We start from the raw sequence: 19,041 nt of genomic DNA, 5'->3' as shown, positions 1-19,041 counted from the left end.
TTCTCAGTATCCCGGCGACGCCGGGACGGGCTCGATGCGGACATCGATGGCGCTCCTGCCGATGATGACCGAGAATTGGCGCCCTTCAGGAACGAACCATTGGGCGCGGTAGACGATGATCGCCCGGAGCCGCTCGACCAGAGCCGCGTCGTCTCCGAGTAATAGGCGGGTGGCCATTTCCCTTGCATCGAGCAGGAAGCGATCGTTCTGTGTCTCCCAGCTATCGGCCTCGCGATCGTCGCTCGCGCAGAAGCATGAAGCCTCAAGCAGGTCGACCAGTTCGTCCGGCGAGATGGCATCCGGCGAGGCAAGAAGGATGTTGGCTTCCTCGAAGTTCCAATGATGCGCCTCGTCATATTCGATGACGACTGGCGCCGGGACGGTCAGCGTTTCGGACCGAGCACCTGAGATCTCGACCATGAGATCGAGCCGGTCAAGCGTTCCGCTTTCGAGCCCAGGCAGAATATCGCTATCGAAAACATGGGTGGCACCGTCTCGCTCAATCTCGAATTTGAGCGCCGTGATCCGGGGAAGTGCATCGTACCAGCCATATCCCGCCATGGCGTTGTCCGGATCGGCGAGCGAGCCCTCGAGGCGGCCATCGCGGGCGAGCGCGAATGCCGCGCATTGTTCGAGCGGCGCGCCGAATTGCTGCATCAGGACGAGATTTTCGGCGGGGATGAGGCCGGGACCAACGTCTCCGCTGTTGAGATCGGCCGTCGCCGGGGTCCAGCCTCGCAGGAGAGCCGTCGCTTCGGGGAGATCTATGCCGAGATTCCGGGCCTCGGTCCATTGGGCAAAGGACAGGCGATGGCTACCGAGCGATGCGATGTGGCCGTAGATCGCCTTGCGGACCGTCTCGCGGAGTGTTTCGAGCGCGGCGTTTTCGACCATTTCCTTGCGGGCTGGGAGGACAAGCTGCAGGGCAGGGGCATCGACGATATCGATTCGCGCCCACCAGCTGCGATCCTTCTCGTCGATCGATGGCAAGGTGCAGGGGACGGTGAGGCCGTGGAAGTTGATGCGCGGTTGGTAGTGGGTGGAACGCGCCCCGTTATAGAGGCCGATGCGCACGCCGTCCGTCTCGACGATGACCACGGCCTCGGCGAGCCAGTCCGATCTGGAAAGCGGCGCGCCCTTGAAGCGGATCGGCGTCGGACAATAGCGCGCGGCCGTGCTCGCACTCGCCTCCAGGGATTTCGCCCAGTCATCCTCGAGTGGCAGCCGGATCTCGGTGCCGAAGCGATGATCGCAGCGATAGACCGGAATGGGACCCCCCGATTCCCAGTCGCCGGGCGCGATCGAGACCCGCCAGGCTTCACCTCCGGCGCGCGAACGCGAACGAATTTCGACATGGCGCCCAGCAAGGCTGAAGACGCCCATGCCGGCAGGGTCTTCGCGGGCCGCGATATCCCCATCCCATCCCGAACGGCCGAGAGCGAGAATGACGGCCGGATCGGCAATCCCGGCGCCGTCGTCTGCGACGATGAGCCACTGCCGATCCTCGGCCTCGGCGACATCGAGGTCGATTGTCGTCGCGCCAGCGCGGCGTGCATTCTGGATGAGCTCGGTCAGTATGGAATCGAGCGTGTTATTGAACAAGCGCGTCACCTTGGTGATCGCTGCGGGATCGACCTGGCTGTGTATGACGGTAGGAAGGGGCATCGGGGTCTCCTCGGCAAGAGCGAATGGCCCCCTTCCCGCCCTTCTTTCCTTTCGCTCGGGGCTTGCGCGTCCACGGGCGGCGGTGGCGCGGCTGTCAGGCGCAGCGGCGCTCCTTCTCGGCCGGCGTTTCGATGTTGACGTAGCGCTGGCCGTCCCTGCGACGTTTGCGGATGCGGCCATCGACGAAGGCCTGGGCCCAGCGGCTGGCTTCGTCCACGCGGGCAGCCACGGCGCATTCGTCAGCCTGTTTGAACAACGCATAGGCAAGCGCATATTGGGCGCGCTCGGGCAGGCCGAGCAGCGTCACGGTGACGGGCAAGGCTCCCTCATAGAATTCGAGGATATGGCGGCCCCCGCCGTGGTGCATCAGGATAGCGAGGAGGCCCTTGTTTCCGGGACCGGTCGGCCGCGCGATCTGGATGTCATGCGACCCGTAGGTTACCCCGACCTGGGACGCCCCGCCCTCGCCGCGATGGAAGACGCGGTCCTCGCGGTTCGCCAGGGGATGGGCGAGAACTTCATAGCCATCGAAGCTATCGACGCGGCGGATGCGGTTATGTCCGATGACGGTCATGGCAAAATCTCCTCATGCCCCGGGCGCAGGCCAGGGGGATTGAATGGGCACGGAAAGTGGCGGAGTGGCGGGCCGGGTTTCAGTCGGCGCGCGGCAAAGGGATCGGGACGGCTTGGCCACTGGCGAGGTTGATGAAAGCGCCGGCGTGCCCGATGGACCCGCGGCCGAGAAGGTCGAACAACAGTGCGAGCGCGTGGCTCGCCAGCACCCGGTTGACGAACAGGGACTGACGTTCGAGCGCCTCGGCGACCGAGCAGGACGGGGCATCGTCCTCGGCCAGGGTTTCGTCGGCCAGCTCGGGAAATGCCTCAAGGACGGTTGGCAGGCGCGCCTTGGGGTTGCCCTTCGGACGGCATGGGCAACCGATCAGATATTGTCCGTCGCTGGCGCGATTGCCGAGGTCCATCCAATAGGTCGGCACGACCCTGCCATCGCCGAGCGCTGCGCCGAGTGCCCGGCGCGCCGAAGCTGTGTCGACGCACGTGATGAGGATGTCGGTGCCTTCCGTATCGACAGCACCGGGTGCTCGGCCATGAACGGCTTTCCAGGCCAGGCCGTGGGCTAGGTTGATCCGCTCCGTGAGCGTGCGCGCCTTCGAGTTGCCGAGATCGCAGCGATAGAAAGGCTGGCGGCCGAGATTGGCCTCGGTCACGATGTCGTCGTCGACGACGGTGACCTCGAGCGAACGCGAGGAGATCGCGCGCAGAGCCGTGTCCAGCGAGGCAAGGCCCATCAGCATCTGGGCGCCGTTTCCACCGCATCCCACGAGGAGTATCCGGAGTCGGCGATTGTCGAAGGTGGCGGGAAGAAAGTGACGCTGGGGCTTGTCAGGCTGCATGGGGGATCTCCCGAGAATGGGCTGCGCGGCACGGCGAGGAACATGCCCCCGGCGCAGAGCCGGGCGGCCATTATCGGACCCTCCGGATGGTCGAGCCGGCCTACGACGAGTGAAATCTTGGTGGCATGGGCATCGTCAGCATCGTCGGTCGCGCTGAAGTAGGCCGGACCCCGCCCGTGACTGTGCATGTCGCAGACGACATGCCAGTCAGGCTCGCAGGCCGGGGGCCGGTAAACGAGGCGCGTCGGCGTCGCTTCATCGATCTGCGGAAAATGCACGAAGAATTCGGTCGTCGCCTCGTTCCACAGGATGAACGCTGCTGCCTCGTTGGGCAGGGCCGCGCGGAAATGGTCCAGGACGGCCGCGAGATGCTCGCCTGGGACCCGGCCGCAGCGCAATTCGGCCTTGGGTTCGCCTATGCTGCCATAGGGGAAATGGGCGGCGAAGGGTGGCGCCAGCGGAGCATCAAGCTCCAGCCAGGGCCTGCGCAGAATGAGCATCGCACCATCGCTTCCCACGGCGAGCCCGTGTCCGGCCCGACTGCTCCGAAGCGCATCGAGCCCAGGCGATCGGCCCATGGGCGGAACAGGATAGCAGGGAACGGCGGCGAGCAGCGCGGCCGCGGTCGGATCATCGGCGAGCATGGTCATCTCCCGGCAGCCGCTGAAACCAGTCGGCCGACCGTGATCGCGTCGGCCGTTGGGCGAGCCGGTCGCTGACGGGCGGCGGGATGGAAGGGCCTGAGGCGCCGGACCGGGAAGCGGCTGGCCGCGCGCGCGGCGAGATCGTCCCAGAGTCTGACGAGGCCGCCTTTGCCGGTGACGGTCCACTCCTGTCCGGGATTGGGGTGCGTCGACCAGGAATCGAACACGGCCCGTTCGAATTCCGGGATGGCGGCAACGCCGAGGGTCTTCGGCCTCGGGATATTGCCCCAGCAGAGCCGCCCTTCGATGAAGACATTGAGAATGGGCGAGTGCAGCACCGGCGTGTCAGCCACGGGTCGCTCGCTGGTCGGCAGCGCGTAGACCCCGAGCCCCGTGCGCGTGGCAATGAACAGATGCGCGGGATAGGGCACCGCGACCGTGGTGCGCCGCGACAGGGCGCGAAGACCGTCGGGCGGCGAGGAAAGCGCGAAGTAGGCGGGGCGAACCTGTGCCGGCGTCCACCAGGCGAGAACATCGGGATGGGAGACCAGGACGGTGTCGGGCAATATCTCGGGGATCGCCGTGCGGCCCAGCGCCTCGGTCCACTGGCGCAGCTGCGCGCGCGACAGGGGAATGCCCGCGGCGATCGTGGGGCGGCCGTCTCCATCGTGCTCGACGGCGTGCATGCTGGCGAACGCCGCCATATCGTTTCTGGGCGCGCCATAGGCGTTCGGGGTCCGGGACGTTCCGGCCTGATAGAGCAGGATGGCGTTGGTCAGGACGAGACCACCGCCGGTGGCTTCGAAGTGGCTGCTGTGATCGGACATGAGGGCCTCACGGATTGGGTGGGTCAAAACGGACGAGATCCTGAGCGGCGAGCAGAAATTGGACGCCGAGCCTCAGGCTCGCGAACCAGTCGTCGATCCGGCTAATCTCGGGCAGCGGGCAGAGGCCGCAGAAATCCATGAAGCCCATTTCCATGCCGTGGCGCGCGACATCGTCGAGTTCGCGCGCGAACTCGTCGAAGGGAACGAGCGTCAGCGGCGGCAGGGACGAGCATTCCTCGATGCCCGGCACATATTCGTAGAGGGTGTCGCTATCGAAGTGCCAGGCGTTGCGGTCCGAGGCGAGGCGCTCGAGCGCCTTGTGCGCGTCGCGAAGCCGGCGCAGCGCGCATGCCAGGGCTTTCGGAAGGCACGCGGGCTTCGCTGCGTTCGCGCTGATCATCCAGTCGGGCCGGCGCGCATTCATTTCCGAGGGGAGCGTCTGCTCTTCAAGCTCTTCCGCGCTGAGACCATGAAAGACGGTCAGGCTCCGGAGGGCGCTCTCGTCGTCGGTCTCACCGTCCCAATAATACATCGAGATTTCCTCGAAGAGGTCCTGGTAGCCGAAGACCGGAAGGGCGGTGCCGAGCGTCTCACCGAGGGCCGCGTAGGCGGCGGCTCGCCAGGGGATGGGAGCGTCGCCGGTTTCGATCCAGCCAAGATCCAGTTGGCCGAGGGTCTCGCAGACAAGGGCGATTGCGGGCGGATTGTCGTCTTCGCCGACGAGGACGGCGACCCGCAGATCGACAAGCTCGATCGGGTCCAGGATTTCGAGAACCGCGGCATTGAAGACCTGCTCGATGTGCTTGCGGGCGCCGACGCGCGTGTACCGCTTGGGGGTTGCTTCCCGCGCGGCCACCCAGCGGCCCATCAGCTTGTGGTGATTGCTGAGCGGCTGATCGAACGTGGCGGGGATGTCGACGGACAGCGCGACCGACCGCCCCGCGAGATCAGCCGAGGGGGGCGAGCCTGAGGCCGGCGGGAGGTTGAAGCGGCTCCGGCGCTTCGCCTTTGTGATTGGCAGGATCGAGGAGGATCCGCGCGTGGAGGGCCTGGGCCTGGGCGCTGCAGGGAGGCTGGGAGAAGCCGGTCGTGTTGCCATCGTCGTGCTCGATCCATTCGAGGAGCGTCTTGCGCTGTGCGGCCGGAATGGCCGCGCTCTTGGAGGGCGGCACGATCAGCCCTTGGTGCCGACGGCGCGCCGATATTCGATGAGGTGGGCGGTGCCCGACACGCCGGCATCGACGATCTCGGCGTTGAGGATCGCCGGGAACAGCGTCGCATGGTAGGAGCGCAGCGCCGCCGGTTCGTCAGCGAGATGCGGCGGGACCGGGAGGTCGATGCCGTCGTATCGGTAAGTCCGGGTCAGGAGGTTGATCTGCATGATGGGCCTCTCGAATTGAGATGTTGGGCAAGTCGATGAAGGTCAGTCCCAGAGGCTGGCCGGTTCGTCCGCCTTGGCGTCGGCTGGCGGAGCGGCGGGGTTCGCAGCTTTTGCGGGACTCGTGGGCGCGGGCGTCTTCGGCGTCGCCGCCTTGGCCTTCGCGGCTTCGGCGGCGGCGGTGCGGGCCGCTTCGGCAGCCTGGCGTTGCTCCTCGAGCTGGTCGGCGAGCGTCTTGCGAGCGGCGATGAGCTGGCCGAGCGCACCGTCTTCGCCCTTGGCGAGTTCGGCATCGATTTCCGCGGCGCTGGCCGTGAGCGCGATCGGGCGGGTTTCGCCGGTCTCGAGTTTGTGCGCGGCGCCTTCCTGCCTGCGGGGGATCACGGTCAGGGTGACGGTATCGTCCGGGCCGGCGACCAGATCGAAGCCGAGCGAATATCGCGCGAGCAGCGGGAGCAGGTTGGTAATCAGCATGGGGGCGCTTCCTTGTCTATGTGAGCGGTCGGGGGGTCAGGCGGCGAGTTCCGTGATCGCGGCTTCGGGCGGCGGCGCGGCCCTCACCGGCGGCGGTCCGTATTGGCCGTCGAGCGTCATCGAGCTGGGGAGGCGTCCCGCCCAGTCGAAGCCGGGCCGGTTGAGCATGCCGGCGATGAGGTCGGCCTTCTTGGCGGTGAGGAGCTTGGCGAATCCCTTTTCGCCCATATGTGCGACGAGGCCGCATTCCTGGGCGATGAACTTGAGTTCGTCCTTGGTGTATCGCTCCAGGAAAGCCTTATCGACCTGCCAGACGTCGCGCAGGTCGACCGCGAAGGCCCGGGCGAGGTCGGCGACATGCGCGAAGGTGAGCACGTCCTTGGCATAGGCGGCGCCGACGGCGGACAGCACGTTGGCCGCTTGCGGCTCTGAGAGAGCGCGGATTTCCGCGATCTTGCCGCCATAGGGGAGATCCGGGAAGGTGGCGCCGACCAAAATGCCGGCACGCGCCTTCAGCGTTTCGGCCTTGATCTGGGGAAGCGTGCCCGACATGGCGGCGACGAGAATGGCGGTATGAGCCTTGACGGCATCGGACGCGAGCGCCCGGGCGACGGCGGTGCGCCACTTCGCCTCGCGCAGGTCGCTGGTACGACCGGCGATCGATTTGACGGTGACGGTCGGCTTGTGGGCGCTTGAGCCGCCGCTCGCCGAAGGGAGCGGGGCCGGCGCGGGCGGTGCGGTGCGGCCGTGGGTTTCAGTGCGGTCAACCGGCGAGGCCTCGGTGTCGTCGATACCGTCATCCTCGTCGTCATCGTTTTCGTCATCCTGCGGATCGCCGGTGGCAGGCGGAGCCGCGGCCCTGGCCGCCTTCTCGGCGCGCTCCTGCTCCTCGAAGCGGATCGCTTCGGCGGTCTGGGTCTTCAGTTCGAAGCACCCGGGATTGGTGCAATGCCCGTCGTCGATATGCGTCTCGAACAGGGTTCGCTGGGAGGCCGAGTTGAACGGGCAGGTGGTGCACTCGGTCTTGTCGAAGCAGGCAGCGGCGAGGTTCTGCGTCACCCGCATCAGCAATTCGCGCGTTTTGCCGACGTCCAGCCCGGCGGCGAGGATGGTCTCGAGGGCCTTGTCCTGCTTGTCGCCGGGTACGGCCGCGAGCAGTTCGGCATGGCCGACCTTGATCCGGCGTTCGTCGAGCGCGAGCTTCACCGCGTCGGAAAGCTCGGCGAGCGCCAGGCGCCGATCGAGCTTCGCGCGGGACCAGCCAAGCCGCCGGGCGGCCTCGGCGCGATCGTTCTGGCATGCGGCGAGATAGCGGACGGCGGCGTCGGCCTGTTCGGTCTCCGACGGATCGTCGCGGTCGTCATTTTCGGCGATCGCGGCATCCAGGGCCTCCTGGTCCGTCATCTCGCGGATGATGACAGGCACTTCGCCATCGGGGCCGTAGGCTTCCAAACCGGCGCGATAGCGGCGCTCGCCGGCGACGATCGCATAGAGCTCACCCTTGGGACGCAACAGGATCGGCTGCAGGATTCCGCGCAGGCGAATCGAGGCGACAAGCTCGTCATGCTTCTTGCGGTCGAAATAGCGGCGTGGATTGTCCCCCTTGGTGATGAGGGAGAGCGGCAGCGTGGCGCGGATTGGTTCTGCAGGGGTCAAGGCTGGTCTCCTCGGAGAGTGGGGAAGGCAGGGTCCATCGAGCCCGCGCGCTCTCGGTCGGCGAGCCTGAAGCTCGCCCTCCCCCTCCCCTCTCGCTGCCCGAAGGGCCGGCGAGCCGGTGCGCTAATCTTCAAAGAGGAGAGGCTCAGGGTGCTCGCTGGCACTCAGTAGTCCTCGGCGAGCATGACCGTCAGGACGCGCCGCGTGATCGATGCGTCCGCCGGATCGTCGGAGCCGAACTCGAGGGCCATGTCATAATAATCGATCTTGAAGAGGACCCTCTGCCCCTGCAGGTCGAAGGCGCCGAAATCGCGCTCGGGCCCGTCGCCGGGCTTGAAGGAATAGCGGCGGACCGCCGCAAGCAGTTCGGCCTGGGCGAGGATCTCGGCGATGCCCTCGCCCTCGCCGGAGAGTCGGGCAAGGCAATTGCGCGTGACCATGATGCGGCCATTGGCATCGAGGCCTTGCCGGCAACGATCGTTCAGACGGGCGATGCGTTCGGTGGCGGGGATCGTCATGCAGCCTCCAGCAAGCCGGCGTTGAAGGTGTCGAGCCACTCCGCCATTGCCGGTCGTTCGGGGAGCGGAACGTGCGCGGCGACGTCCTGGAAGCGGATGAGGTCGGCGGGCGCATCGCGGATGATCGCGTCGATGTCGGCTGCGGGGAGCAGCTCCTCGGCGCGGATGAAGTCGGTCATGCGGCCGGGCCTGGTCGAGGTCGAACGGCGCCAGAGGCCTTCGACGGTGCGCAGGCGCGGGGCCGCGCGGGCTTCGACCAGGACAATGAGCCGCAAGCACCAAGCCGGTAGCGCCCGAACCTCGTCCGGCTTCATGGCGCCGCAGATGAAGCAGCTCGACTTGGGCGGCACAGGGAGGCCGGCGGCCTCGATGCGCGCGATGCAGGCGGCGCGGTCCCACTTCCATTCCCGAAGCGGGTATCGGCACTCGAAGAGATCATGCTCGATCGCCGAGGCATGGGCATGGCGCCGGGTGTCCGTTGGCGAAGCGTCGTAGCCGATCAGGCGGACGACCTTTTGGCCGCGCGCCCATGCCGCCTTCGCAGGCTCCCACTGTTTCAGGAACGCATCCTGGGGCGCCACCTTCCACTTAAGCGAGCATTAGGTCTGGACGGGCCTGTCTCCTTTGCCTCACAAAGCCCGCATTTCCAGCGTTCCTCATCCCCCTTTCCTTTCGGGACGCCCGATTAGGGCGTGACCGACGTCAGACAGCGGAAGGATCGTGCGCTTCAGCGCTGGGGCGGATCGGGATTGGTCTACGTATCCGATCGAGTTCCTGCACGAGTTGGGCATTGCGCCGCTCAAGCCTCTCGGCACGTTGCTCGGCGTCGACGGCGCGTTTCAACAGGCTAGCGTTATGTGTCGCGAGGGCGGCGCTTCGAGCTTCGGCATCCCGAAGAGCCGAGCGTGTGCGATCGGCCTCTCTGGCGGTCGTCTCGTTCGCGCCGGCACGCTGCGACTGAAGCGCGCGGAGGCCGTCGAGAACGCCGGCATGATGGGTATATATGATGTTGCGGCCGACCCCGGCTGCCCGTGCGAGCGCAGCGACTGTGGGTTCTGCGGAGGGATTGCCGGCGAGGCCTGCAAGGGCTTCACGCAGGCGCGCATCCGTCTTTGCCCGCCGTCGAGCTTGCGGGCTGGACAGGTCAATTTCGGTCGCCATCGGTATTTCCTTCGTCTAACTGGTCCAGGATACGGCGAGATTCCTGGATGCGGGCTTCTGCAAGCGCACGGCTCTCGGAGTCGAGGTCATCGCGCTGGAGCAAAGCGCTGTTGCGCTCAAGGCGCGCTTCCCAGACCGGCTTATGCTTGCCGGTCACGGCGAAGTTGGCGCAAGTCGAGCAAGTGCTTTGCGTGCGGAGCACCGGGTTCGGCTCGCGCTCGCCGCCGAGGCATGCCGAGGTTTCCCGGCGGTAGAGGCAGTAGCCCCAGTCGCACACGCCGAGGCGCATATCCGTTTCGGCGAGGATATCGGTGATATAGCCATCGACGTCGCCCGATAGCGTGCGCCCGCGGAACGGCGATCGCTCGGAGAGCATGACGCCCGCCTTCCCGGCGACGTTCGGCGCCAGGAGCAGGTCTTCCAGCGCCTTGCGGGTTTCTTCGGCGGCTTGGTCGTCGATCAGCTGGGCAAGCTCGAAGTCGGTGCCCACATAGGCCCGGTCGGTCATCGCGCGGTGGACATGGCCGAGATGGCGTTGCAGCGCCGTCAGGCCGGTGCGGTCGCGCCGCCCGATGAACCGCGAGAACGTCTTGCGACCCTGATAGGTGGTCAGGTGCCAGGTGCCGCCTTGGTGTTCCGGCAAGGCAAGGAACGGCGCAAGTCGTTCGTTCAAGCGGATATTGACCATGGGTGATCGCAGTAGGGCGACGGGCATCATCGTCGGAAGCGGCGAGCGTCCCCGGCCGAGCTGGTGGAGCCAGAGGTTCCTCTTCCCGCTAAGTTCGCGAAGCGGTGCGGAGAGACGTTCGAGGATGTGGATCGCCCGCCGGACCGGCTCGGGCGCAAGCCATCGATGGATGTCCCCATGTTCCGTCAGCGACGTCTTCGTGATCGTGCCGACCAGATAGACGTGTTCCTCACCGTCTCCATCGGCCGCGCGCCGTTCGAGGCAACCCTCCTCAAGCCTGAGTATTTCGGAGGCTCTCGCGCCAACGAGATAGGCGATGACGACGAAGCAGGCGTCGCCAAGCCGATCCAGCATGAACGTCAGGCGGCGCAGCGGCCATTCCGGATTCGGATACAGATCCGCGTAGGGGCATGGCTCAGCCAACATGGCGCGTCTGATATGCCAGTGGAGCCTTCGCCCCTGATGCTGTGGTCGGAACTGCTCATACAGATCTTCGAGACGGTCGCGCAGCGCGAGTATCTGGTCCGCTGGGTCACCGAGCAGTTCCATAGCGCCGCTGATGAGAGGCACGGCGATCTCGTCGGGCGTATAGGGATGGCCGCCATAAGGTTTCCAGTGCCGCTTCCCAACCGAACCGGCGCGAGGCGGCGCCATCAGCGGCGCGTCGTCCAGCTTGTCGCGCTGCATGTGGAACGTGCGGATCGTGCCGAGATAGCCTTCGGCGGTGCTGAGGGAGAGCCGTGAAGCGTTCCTGCCGGGACGAGCGCGCAACATGGCCACGAACCGGTCGACGGCGTCTTGATCGAGATCCTTGAAGCATCGGACGTTCTCGGCTGCCATCCATCGAACGAGGAAGCGGATGTGGCTGAAGTGACCATCGATCGCTTCCTTGCGAAGTGGCCTCCGCCCTTCGGGCGGATCGGCCCGCAGCGAGAGCAGGAACAGTTCGGCGGCGTGCCGGAGCGGCGTCCACCGATCGTCCCGGAACCGGCTCCCGTCCGGCATTTCGAAGCCCCAGTTGAACGTCGTGGCGGCGGGGATGCCTTCGTTTCCGAGCAATGGCGCCGGAAGTTGGGTAGGCGTGGATGTCGGGACGGAGGCCATGAGGCTATTCCAGGTCCGGCAGCGGCGGCAAGGCGGGTATGTGCCGTTCCGCGTCCGGCATCATTTCGGGCGGGAACGCCGGCAGCAGGTCTTGTGTCAGCACCCGAAGGCTGGGGGCATAGAAGAGGCTGAACCGGATCGGGTCGATGCGTTCCCGCGCCGCTTCAAGATGCATGGTGGCCTGGACAATGCGCGCCAGATGATCCGGGTCGATCGGGACGATCAGGCCTGGACAGGCAAGGCAGCCTCCCAGTTTCGGGCACACGCGGCCAGGCTGTGCCTGCCCGCCGTCGACCGGTCGAAGGCAGTCGTGGCCGAACAGCGCCGTCACCCGCGCGCTGGTATCTGGCCCTTGATGTTGCGAGTCATGGGCGGGCGTCTCGCCGGTGACCCATGTGATCATCAGCGACTGGAGCCGAGCGATCGTATCGCGTTCGAGGCGGCGGACGGCCTCGCCATCGACATAGATGTCGGTGGTGGCGACATTCGCATGATTGAGGACCGCTTTGGCCGCCATGATATCGCCCTGCGACGCTGTGTAATGGGCGCTTGCCATGCTGCTGCGGAACAGCTTGGGCGAGAAGTCGGGAAGCAGGGAACGGGACTTGCCGGGATGCGCTTCGTTCCAGGAAGCGATCGCGCCATTGTGCCGCTCGTAGAAGCGCAACATTGCCGATCGCAACGTGGCCTGCACGATATGACCGGCGCGATGCTCACGCTCGAGGCGTCCTGTCGTCATGAGGAAGCGGTGGAGGAACAGTCGGTCGCGTTTGGACGGCTCCACATGCGGCAATAGGGGTGCCGTCATCGCAAGCAGTTTTTCGATCAGGCGCGGCGCCGCATAGGGTCGGCGATTGTCGAACGAGCGCCGTTGCATGCGTTTCACCTTACCGCCGGCGCGGGGTTTCACCCACTCGACCATGACGCGATGCCGCTCGAGCGGATGCGGCACGAGGCAGTCCCGCTTGATCTGGCGCAGCGGACCGGCGTTGGCCGCCGTCTGGATCAGCAGCACGATATAGAACGCAACCAGCGTGTCGGTCGTGAGGTGGAGATAACCCTCGAGCTCGCGGAACCCGCCTACCTCGGCGATCCTCTGCCGATCGGGCTTATTAAGGTCCAAGCCTCGGTCGGTCGGCATGATGCCGTGGCCGCGGCGATGGAGCTTCCAGATCCAGCGATCCCGTTCGACGGTCCGCCCACCATGGAGCGGCACATTCGGAAGACCAACGATGGCTTGCCCGTGCTGGAACTTGTCCCACGCAGTGTCGATCTCGGCATAGCAGACTGCCAGCAGGGCGCGCATTGCGGCAGGTGTCAGCCGGTCTTGCGGTAGCCGCTGGACGCCGGCCAGCGGGATCGCATTGTTGGGAACGGCGAAGCCCGGTGCGAACAAGCCTGGATTGTCCGCGATCGCGCGCTTGAGGACCGGCCGGATCATACCGAGCTGACCGGATTGTGAGCGGACGCCGCGCCTGCGCCCGTTGGTGGGCATCGCCAGCCAGGTGATGAACCGGCGGATCGTTGCCGTGTCGAGGTCTGCCGCGCGCCTGACACGCGCGTCTTCGCGCAGGAACCTCCCGAACACGCGCAGCGCGAACCAGTGCGCGGTGCGGGTCGCGGCGCTGGATGCTACATCATGATCGCGGAAAGCCCGGGCGATGGCGGCGCTGATATCGTCCGGCATTCCGAACAGCGCCGGGCTGAAGCTTTGGACGATCTTGCCCCATTCGTCGCGGAACTGGATTTCGGCGACCTGCGCCGGATGGTTCGCCGGTGCCGGATCGAGTCTCAGCGTCCGATCGAGGCGGCCCCTAGCCATCGGCGGGGATCAGCTCGCCATAAAGATAGGCGAGGCTTTCGCTCAGATCGCGCTCGTGCAGTTCGACGCAGCGCAGATAAATCGCGGTGGTCGTGATCGAAGCATGGCCCAGCAGCACCTGCACGACCTTGAGCGGGTTGAGATCGGGATTGGTGCGGGCCTGGATCTGAAGGCGGGCCAGCATCGCCATCGCGAAGGTGTGCCGCAGGCAGTGCAATGTACCCAGAAGTCTCGCAGCCGCGAAAGCTTCCGCGAGCTGCGCCGTCAGGAGTTTTCGCGTCATAGCCCGGCCATGCTCGTTCAGCAGGAGATTGGGCGGCGCGCGATAGCCCCGGTCGGAACGGCGGACACGGCGGACGATCCGGGCGCGATCCTCTCCCACATACCAGTCCGTATGATCGAGCAGCCGAAGCGGCGGATAGACTGTCCTTGGCCGGTCTCCCTTGGTGATATGGATCGGCACGCCGACAAGTGGATCGCTGTCGAGGTCGAGTGGCCAGCTATCCGGGATTTGGTCGATGGCGAGCGCGCAAAGCTCCTTGCGGCGCAGTCCCGCCCCAAGCGCCCATTGCGCGGCAAGTCGGGCGGTAGGCCTCAGATGCGCGAACAGCCGTGCCAGTTCGTCGGCGCGCAGAGGTCGCGGCAGTTTTTCCGGGCGTGAGACGATCAGCTCGTTGACCTGGCGCCGCTGCAAGCCTGGGCGATAAGCGCCGTCGAGCATCAGCGTCATCTTTTCGGTCAACCGGAACGGGCAGTGGTCGATCAGGCCCTTATCGAGCGCCCAGCCATAGAACCGGCAGACGGTCGAGACGCGCGCGTTGATCGTGGTCCGGGCATAGGGCTTCCCGGTGTGTGCGCTGGGGTTCTCCAGCATCCGGTTGCGATAGGCAGCGATGACGCGTTCGTCGGCTTCGCGCCATTCGATCCCCGATTGTTCGAGCGAGTCGAACCAATCGTGGAGATGCTCGCCGTAGGTCCGCACAGTTTCCGTAGCGTGGGCGCGGCCGCTTAGCTCTGCATGCTCCATGAGCCAGACGAAGGCCGGCTCGATGATCGCCATGTCGGCGTCGAACAGAATCGGGAAGCCGGCGGGGACATTGGGCACGCCAGAGGCAGCCCGAATCACTGATACCACGGGCCATCTCCCTCGCCCGCACAGGTGCAATTTCGAAAGTAGAGCAACATGCTCGATTTGGCCGAAGCATTTCGATGGAATGGGCGCTTTCCTCGCCATGCCGAAGGGTGTCGCTGCGACCAGCTACCCCAAGCACTCACCGTGCCTGCTGACACCTGGCGCCCGCCTTGATATGAGTGAACGAGGATCAAGGGGGGGAAGCGGTGGCGCGTCGGGTATTCTTTAGCTTTCACTATGACCGTGACGTTCGACGGGTCGTGCAAGTCCGCAATTCCTGGGTGGTTCGTCCAGGTGGCGAAGCGCAGCCTTTCTATGACAAGGCAGAGTTCGAAGAGGCAAAAAGACGCGCGGGCGGCATAGAAAAATGGATCGAGGAGCAGCTCAAAGGCACGTCCGTGACGGTGGTGCTTTTTGGCGCGGAGACGTATGACCGCGAATGGGTCCGGCACGAGATCAAGAGAAGCTACGAGCTTGGGAAAGGCCTATTGGCCATCGACATCCATAGCGTAAAAGATCCGCAACTCGGGACTGATCGACAGGGGACCAACCCTCTCAGCTATTTTACAATAAAGCAGAATGGTCGAGATATTCCGCTGTCAAACCTATACGGGACGTATGATTGGGTTCGGGATAACGGCTATGCCAACATGCCGGCTTGGATCGAAACTGCAGCAAAAGCGGCCGGTCGCTGACATCAATGAGTATTTATGAACTCGCCATACTTGGCGCCGCAACGCCAGAGGAGCGCGCGACACTGACAGCGACGCTCACCGATATCGTTTCCGACTTTGGATTGACGTTGGGGGACGATATAGTTGTGCATAATGCGGAAACGCTGGGTGGGCGGCACAAGCCAGCAGCATTCGCAGGTGCATATTTTGGAGGAAATGCCCAACAAGATCTCGAAGCGGCCCAGGACCTGATCCGAGCGAGCGCGCCCATCATTCCCACGATTGCCGCTGGCGCAGACTTCAATGCTCAGATCCCCCAGTGTCTCCAGCCCATCAATGGGCTAACGCGGCGCGCTGACGATCCAAATATGACTGAACTCGCGTCGACAATGCTGGAATGTGTGGGTTTACTTCGTCGACAGCGACGGGTTTTTGTGAGCTATCGGCGGGTGGAATCCCGAGCAGCTGCGTTGCAACTTCACGATCTCCTTGCGTCCCGCGGATTCGACGTATTCTTGGACACGCACGACATTAGGCCCGGCGATCCGTTCCAAGATGTGCTTTGGCATAGGCTCGTTGATTCTGATGTTATGGTTATGCTCGACACGCCTACCTATTTCGATAGCCGCTGGACGCGACAGGAAATAGGAAGAGCACGCGCGAAAGAGATCCAGGTCCTTCGTGTAATTTGGCCTGAGCATACGCCAAACAAGCTGACCGATCTTGCAGAGACTATATATCTTGACCCAAAGGAACTCGAAGGGCCGGATGGCCCAATAGTAGCCCAAACGGCAGATACAATCGTCCTGGAGGTCGAGCGGCTAAGAAGCCGCAGCATCGCATCTCGATATATGTCGATTACCGGCAAGCTTCGCGCTGACGTCGAAAAAATTGGTGCGTCAGTGGAAGGCGTCGGTGCACATCGGGCCGTCGCCGTGCGGTTGCTGGACGGCGAAAAGATCTGGGCATATCCGATCGTCGGAATCCCCACGGCTGAAATTTTGAACGACGTGGCCGATAAGGCGCGACGAGCGGAACAGCAGGAGATACCGGTACTGGTCTACGATCATATCGGCATCCGTGATGCATGGAATGCTCATCTCCGATGGCTTGGGGATCATATTCGCGCGGTCCGTACGATTAAAGTTTCCGAAGCCGGATGGGCTCTTGCGGCATGGGAGAATTGACCATGACTGAGGCCATTTTTCTTTCGGCGGGCGTGCCAGATCCAAAGCGAGGCCCACAATATGCAGCGACTGCTGACACCGTCGCGATTACAGCCGCAGTCTCCGCTTTGGTGCACGTTACACTAGGGCGCAGGCTGCTTGTCTGGGGTGGTCAACCCGCAATCACACCGATGATCTGGGTGGTCTCGCAAGACATCGGAATAAATTACGGACACTGGGTCCGGCTCTACCAGTCTCGCCATTTCAAGGATGAGTATCCCGAGGATAATGAGCGGTTCAACAACGTGGTTTATACGGAAGAGATCGAAAGGGATCGGGAGAAGAGCTTGCTGAACATGCGTGAACGCATGTTTTCCGAACACAAGTTCAAAGCAGCAGTTTTTATTGGAGGCATGGGAGGAATTATACAAGAATATGAGATGTTTCGACGCCTGCAACCCGAGGCTGCAGTGATACCGGTAATCTCCACGGGCGGCGCGACGCTTGACGTAGGAGCGCAAGTTGAGTCTTTAGCGCCCGACCTAACGGAAGACCGGGACTATGTTGCGTTATTTCACCGCCACCTTGACGTTTCCGTCCGAGAGGAGCGCTTCGAAAGCCCGGCCCTCCAACCAGCTGTCGTTGAGGAGCGATTTTGGCAGCCCCCTGCCACTGCTTAAACGGGGTGGGAACTCATCAGTCGCCAGCAAGCCATTCGCTAAGCTCCGTAGCTGTGTTCCTTTTCTCGTCAAGGACCATCCAGACGCGCTTTTGATGACCCTGTAGATCCCCCCAGACGATGCGGCGGTATAATCCCAGATACTCCCACGACGCCCATGCCTGCTCATGCGCGCTGTCGGATGCCGGGAACAGCGCGATCTTCGTCAACCCTTTATAACCATCGGCCACGCCCAACTCCCAGGGCACCCAACGGCTGTCCTTGCTATTCTTGCTTGCAAGAAGGACAAAGCGCTTGGTCTGGCGAATACGGCTCTTTAGCAGCCCCGCCGTTTCCTCCGTCGTGTATGGGGGCATTTCCGGGTCGATTTCATCGACATAGACCCTAGCTCCGTGCCCTTCCAACACACGAATAGCGCCAACGACCAGATCATCATCTTTGCTCGAGTGTGAAAGAAATGTGGTGCCTGAGAGGCTACGGGAAGCAGCAGACTTTCTGAGGCTTGCCTGTTCGCTAACATTTAACTTATCAGCGAAATTCCGAAGCTCGGATTTTGTAATGTATTCGATCATAATCGAAACTCTATTATCGGATATAGACCGAACTCACGGAGCTACCTCAGTTATTTGAGAGCCTGTCTTGAATCTCATGCGTAACGAGCGATGCGCCTGATGAGGACGACAGCAGCAGCGGCATATAGAAGTGCAGTTGCGGATTTGATGGTTCGCTCGAAGTCCTTTGCCAAGCGTCGATTTCGATTGAGCCATGCGAAGGTTCGTTCAACCACCCATCGTCTGGGATGGACGACGAACCCGGTCTGGTCGGCGAATTTCCGAACGATCTCTATCGTGATGGATGTGGCTTCCCGGACGCGATCGCTGTTGTAGGCGCTGTCGGCATAGGCATGCTCGACCAAGGGGTGCCGCTGGCGTGACTGCCTGAGCAAAGGCACTGCGCCGTCTCGGTCCTGCACGTCAGCGCCATGGACCAGCAGTTCGAGTGCACGACCATCGGTATCGACCATGGCGTGGCGCTTACGGCCCATGATCTTTTTCCCTGCGTCATAGCCGCGCGGTCCACCCGCTTCAGTGGTCTTCACGCTCTGGCTGTCGATGGCCGCCGCTGACGGCATCGGTGCTCGCCCCGTTCGGACACGGTCGATCTGGACAAGATGGTGGTTGAGACTTTCGAATGTCCCATCGTCACGCAGAGCGCAGAACCAGCGATAGACCGTGCGCCATGGCGGAAAGCTGTCGGGCAAAAGCCGCCAAGGACAACCTGCCCGCAGCAAATAGAAAATGGCCTCGATAATCTCCCGCATCGGCCAACGCCGTCGCCGTCCGCATTGGCACGGCGCGGGCAAATACGGCTCAATTAAACGCCATTCTGCATCGGTAAGATCGCTTCCATAGCGAAGCTGTGCGCGGCTATGATGCGCGCGGGCGGTCGGGTTCCACATGATGGTTTCCAAAGTTGGTGTCGCAACCCCTCGGAATCATATCGAAACTCGGCCGTCCACCGTTACGTCAGCGTTCTGACACAGCCTCTGAGCGGATCGCTATCGCGTCCTCAATCCAACTCTCGATTCCGTTCTTGATCGAATCATAGACTGCCTTGCTATCTGAGCCGGAAGGGGTGACCAGCTTCGCTATAGATGATAGCTTTTTCCCGGTATTTCCATAGCCCACTTCGTCAAACGGATTGCTACCAGCCGTGCACGAATTCCCGTCGTGGCCGAGAAGTTTGTTTATCCGAATACCGACCACTCCTTTGCCGGCATCCCAGCCTTTAACGATCTCGCGGATTACCCAAGGCCGGTTCGCTGTTTCAGAGCCGACAAGCACCACCACACAGCTCTTGCCGTACATGTTGTCATCGATCCATTTTTCGATCGAGGCCTTGCCCTTCCGCTTGACCTCTTCCCACGCATTCGCGGTGCAAAGAGACTGCCCTTCAAGAGCACCGATGTTGCGCACTTGCTGGGTGCGCCAAAAATCGTTCGCGAAGTGGAAACTGAAGAAAACGCGCCGCGCCATAAGGC

General features: G+C 63.5%; 21 protein-coding genes and 1 pseudogene. 3 read left to right on the top strand and 19 right to left on the bottom strand.

Features of this window, described 5'->3' with window-relative positions:
* Window positions 1-3: 3 nt before the first annotated feature.
* The 16 genes and pseudogenes from YP76_RS20010 to YP76_RS19940 form a co-directional block, all read right to left on the bottom strand.
* Window positions 4-1,665 (bottom strand): ATP-binding protein, encoded by a 1,662-nt coding sequence (locus YP76_RS20010; RefSeq protein ID WP_046765378.1) that lies wholly within the window; start codon window positions 1,663-1,665, stop codon window positions 4-6.
* Between the two features lie 94 nt (window positions 1,666-1,759).
* Complete coding sequence (locus YP76_RS20005; RefSeq protein WP_046765377.1) at window positions 1,760-2,239, bottom strand: hypothetical protein; 480 nt, start codon at window positions 2,237-2,239, stop codon at window positions 1,760-1,762.
* A 79-nt stretch (window positions 2,240-2,318) separates the two neighbouring features.
* Entirely contained in the window at window positions 2,319-3,077 is a 759-nt protein-coding gene (locus tag YP76_RS20000) for a PRTRC system ThiF family protein (RefSeq protein ID WP_046765376.1), read from the bottom strand.
* Entirely contained in the window at window positions 2,972-3,727 is a 756-nt protein-coding gene (locus YP76_RS19995; RefSeq protein ID WP_046765375.1) for a PRTRC system protein A, read from the bottom strand. The genes YP76_RS20000 and YP76_RS19995 overlap by 106 nt, the downstream gene beginning before the upstream one ends.
* On the bottom strand, window positions 3,724-4,548 hold the full coding sequence (locus tag YP76_RS19990) for a PRTRC system protein B (protein ID WP_046765374.1): 825 nt from the start codon (window positions 4,546-4,548) through the stop codon (window positions 3,724-3,726). Before YP76_RS19990 ends, YP76_RS19995 begins: the two co-directional genes overlap by 4 nt.
* 7 nt (window positions 4,549-4,555) lie before the next feature.
* Window positions 4,556-5,416 carry a hypothetical protein gene (locus tag YP76_RS19985; protein WP_084733286.1) on the bottom strand — a complete coding sequence of 287 codons (861 nt, stop codon included), beginning with the start codon at window positions 5,414-5,416 and terminating at the stop codon, window positions 4,556-4,558.
* Window positions 5,417-5,495: 79 nt separating this feature from the next.
* Window positions 5,496-5,720, bottom strand: coding sequence for a hypothetical protein (locus YP76_RS27240; protein WP_084733285.1), 225 nt, complete (start codon window positions 5,718-5,720; stop codon window positions 5,496-5,498).
* 2 nt (window positions 5,721-5,722) lie between these two features.
* Window positions 5,723-5,929, bottom strand: a complete 207-nt coding sequence (locus YP76_RS19980; RefSeq protein WP_046765372.1) for a PRTRC system protein C — start codon at window positions 5,927-5,929, stop codon at window positions 5,723-5,725.
* Between the two features lie 42 nt (window positions 5,930-5,971).
* A complete protein-coding gene (locus tag YP76_RS19975) occupies window positions 5,972-6,400 on the bottom strand; it encodes a PRTRC system protein E (RefSeq protein WP_046765371.1) in 429 nt (142 codons plus the stop codon).
* A 36-nt stretch (window positions 6,401-6,436) separates the two neighbouring features.
* Window positions 6,437-8,056 (bottom strand): PRTRC system ParB family protein, encoded by a 1,620-nt coding sequence (locus YP76_RS19970; protein WP_046765370.1) that lies wholly within the window; start codon window positions 8,054-8,056, stop codon window positions 6,437-6,439.
* Window positions 8,057-8,220: 164 nt separating this feature from the next.
* Window positions 8,221-8,574 carry a DUF3768 domain-containing protein gene (locus YP76_RS19965; RefSeq protein ID WP_046765369.1) on the bottom strand — a complete coding sequence of 118 codons (354 nt, stop codon included), beginning with the start codon at window positions 8,572-8,574 and terminating at the stop codon, window positions 8,221-8,223.
* Window positions 8,571-9,173: pseudogene (locus tag YP76_RS28825) on the bottom strand (hypothetical protein); the annotation flags it as partial. The pseudogene YP76_RS28825 and the gene YP76_RS19965, both read right to left, overlap by 4 nt.
* A gap of 103 nt (window positions 9,174-9,276) precedes the next feature.
* Window positions 9,277-9,735, bottom strand: a complete 459-nt coding sequence (locus YP76_RS19955) for a hypothetical protein (RefSeq protein WP_020819456.1) — start codon at window positions 9,733-9,735, stop codon at window positions 9,277-9,279.
* Window positions 9,719-11,482, bottom strand: coding sequence for a site-specific integrase (locus YP76_RS19950; protein ID WP_020819455.1), 1,764 nt, complete (start codon window positions 11,480-11,482; stop codon window positions 9,719-9,721). The genes YP76_RS19955 and YP76_RS19950 overlap by 17 nt, the downstream gene beginning before the upstream one ends.
* 49 nt (window positions 11,483-11,531) lie before the next feature.
* On the bottom strand, window positions 11,532-13,349 hold the full coding sequence (locus YP76_RS19945; RefSeq protein WP_020819454.1) for a site-specific integrase: 1,818 nt from the start codon (window positions 13,347-13,349) through the stop codon (window positions 11,532-11,534).
* Window positions 13,342-14,484: a tyrosine-type recombinase/integrase gene (locus YP76_RS19940; RefSeq protein ID WP_046765368.1), complete on the bottom strand. Its 1,143-nt coding sequence runs from the start codon at window positions 14,482-14,484 to the stop codon at window positions 13,342-13,344. The genes YP76_RS19945 and YP76_RS19940 overlap by 8 nt, the downstream gene beginning before the upstream one ends.
* A 203-nt stretch (window positions 14,485-14,687) precedes the next feature.
* Between YP76_RS19940 and YP76_RS19935 the strand changes: the two genes are divergently transcribed.
* The 3 genes from YP76_RS19935 to YP76_RS19925 are packed head-to-tail and all read left to right on the top strand — an operon-like array spanning window position 14,688 to window position 17,001.
* Window positions 14,688-15,176: a TIR domain-containing protein gene (locus YP76_RS19935; RefSeq protein WP_020819452.1), complete on the top strand. Its 489-nt coding sequence runs from the start codon at window positions 14,688-14,690 to the stop codon at window positions 15,174-15,176.
* Between the two features lie 5 nt (window positions 15,177-15,181).
* Window positions 15,182-16,342, top strand: a complete 1,161-nt coding sequence (locus YP76_RS19930) for a toll/interleukin-1 receptor domain-containing protein (RefSeq protein WP_020819451.1) — start codon at window positions 15,182-15,184, stop codon at window positions 16,340-16,342.
* A 2-nt stretch (window positions 16,343-16,344) separates the two neighbouring features.
* A complete protein-coding gene (locus YP76_RS19925; protein ID WP_025160956.1) occupies window positions 16,345-17,001 on the top strand; it encodes an SLOG domain-containing protein in 657 nt (218 codons plus the stop codon).
* Between the two features lie 16 nt (window positions 17,002-17,017).
* Here YP76_RS19925 and YP76_RS19920 read toward each other — a convergent pair whose 3' ends face one another.
* The 3 genes from YP76_RS19920 to YP76_RS19910 form a co-directional block, all read right to left on the bottom strand.
* Window positions 17,018-17,572, bottom strand: coding sequence for a toll/interleukin-1 receptor domain-containing protein (locus YP76_RS19920; RefSeq protein ID WP_021224402.1), 555 nt, complete (start codon window positions 17,570-17,572; stop codon window positions 17,018-17,020).
* Between the two features lie 74 nt (window positions 17,573-17,646).
* Window positions 17,647-18,459 carry an IS5 family transposase gene (locus YP76_RS19915; RefSeq protein ID WP_046765367.1) on the bottom strand — a complete coding sequence of 271 codons (813 nt, stop codon included), beginning with the start codon at window positions 18,457-18,459 and terminating at the stop codon, window positions 17,647-17,649.
* A gap of 67 nt (window positions 18,460-18,526) precedes the next feature.
* Entirely contained in the window at window positions 18,527-19,036 is a 510-nt protein-coding gene (locus YP76_RS19910; RefSeq protein ID WP_046765366.1) for a TIR domain-containing protein, read from the bottom strand.
* Window positions 19,037-19,041 lie beyond the last annotated feature (5 nt).

This window comes from Sphingobium chungbukense, assembly GCF_001005725.1.
Classification (GTDB): Bacteria; Pseudomonadota; Alphaproteobacteria; order Sphingomonadales; family Sphingomonadaceae; genus Sphingobium; species Sphingobium chungbukense.
This window is presented reverse-complemented; position numbering and strand designations above follow the sequence as displayed.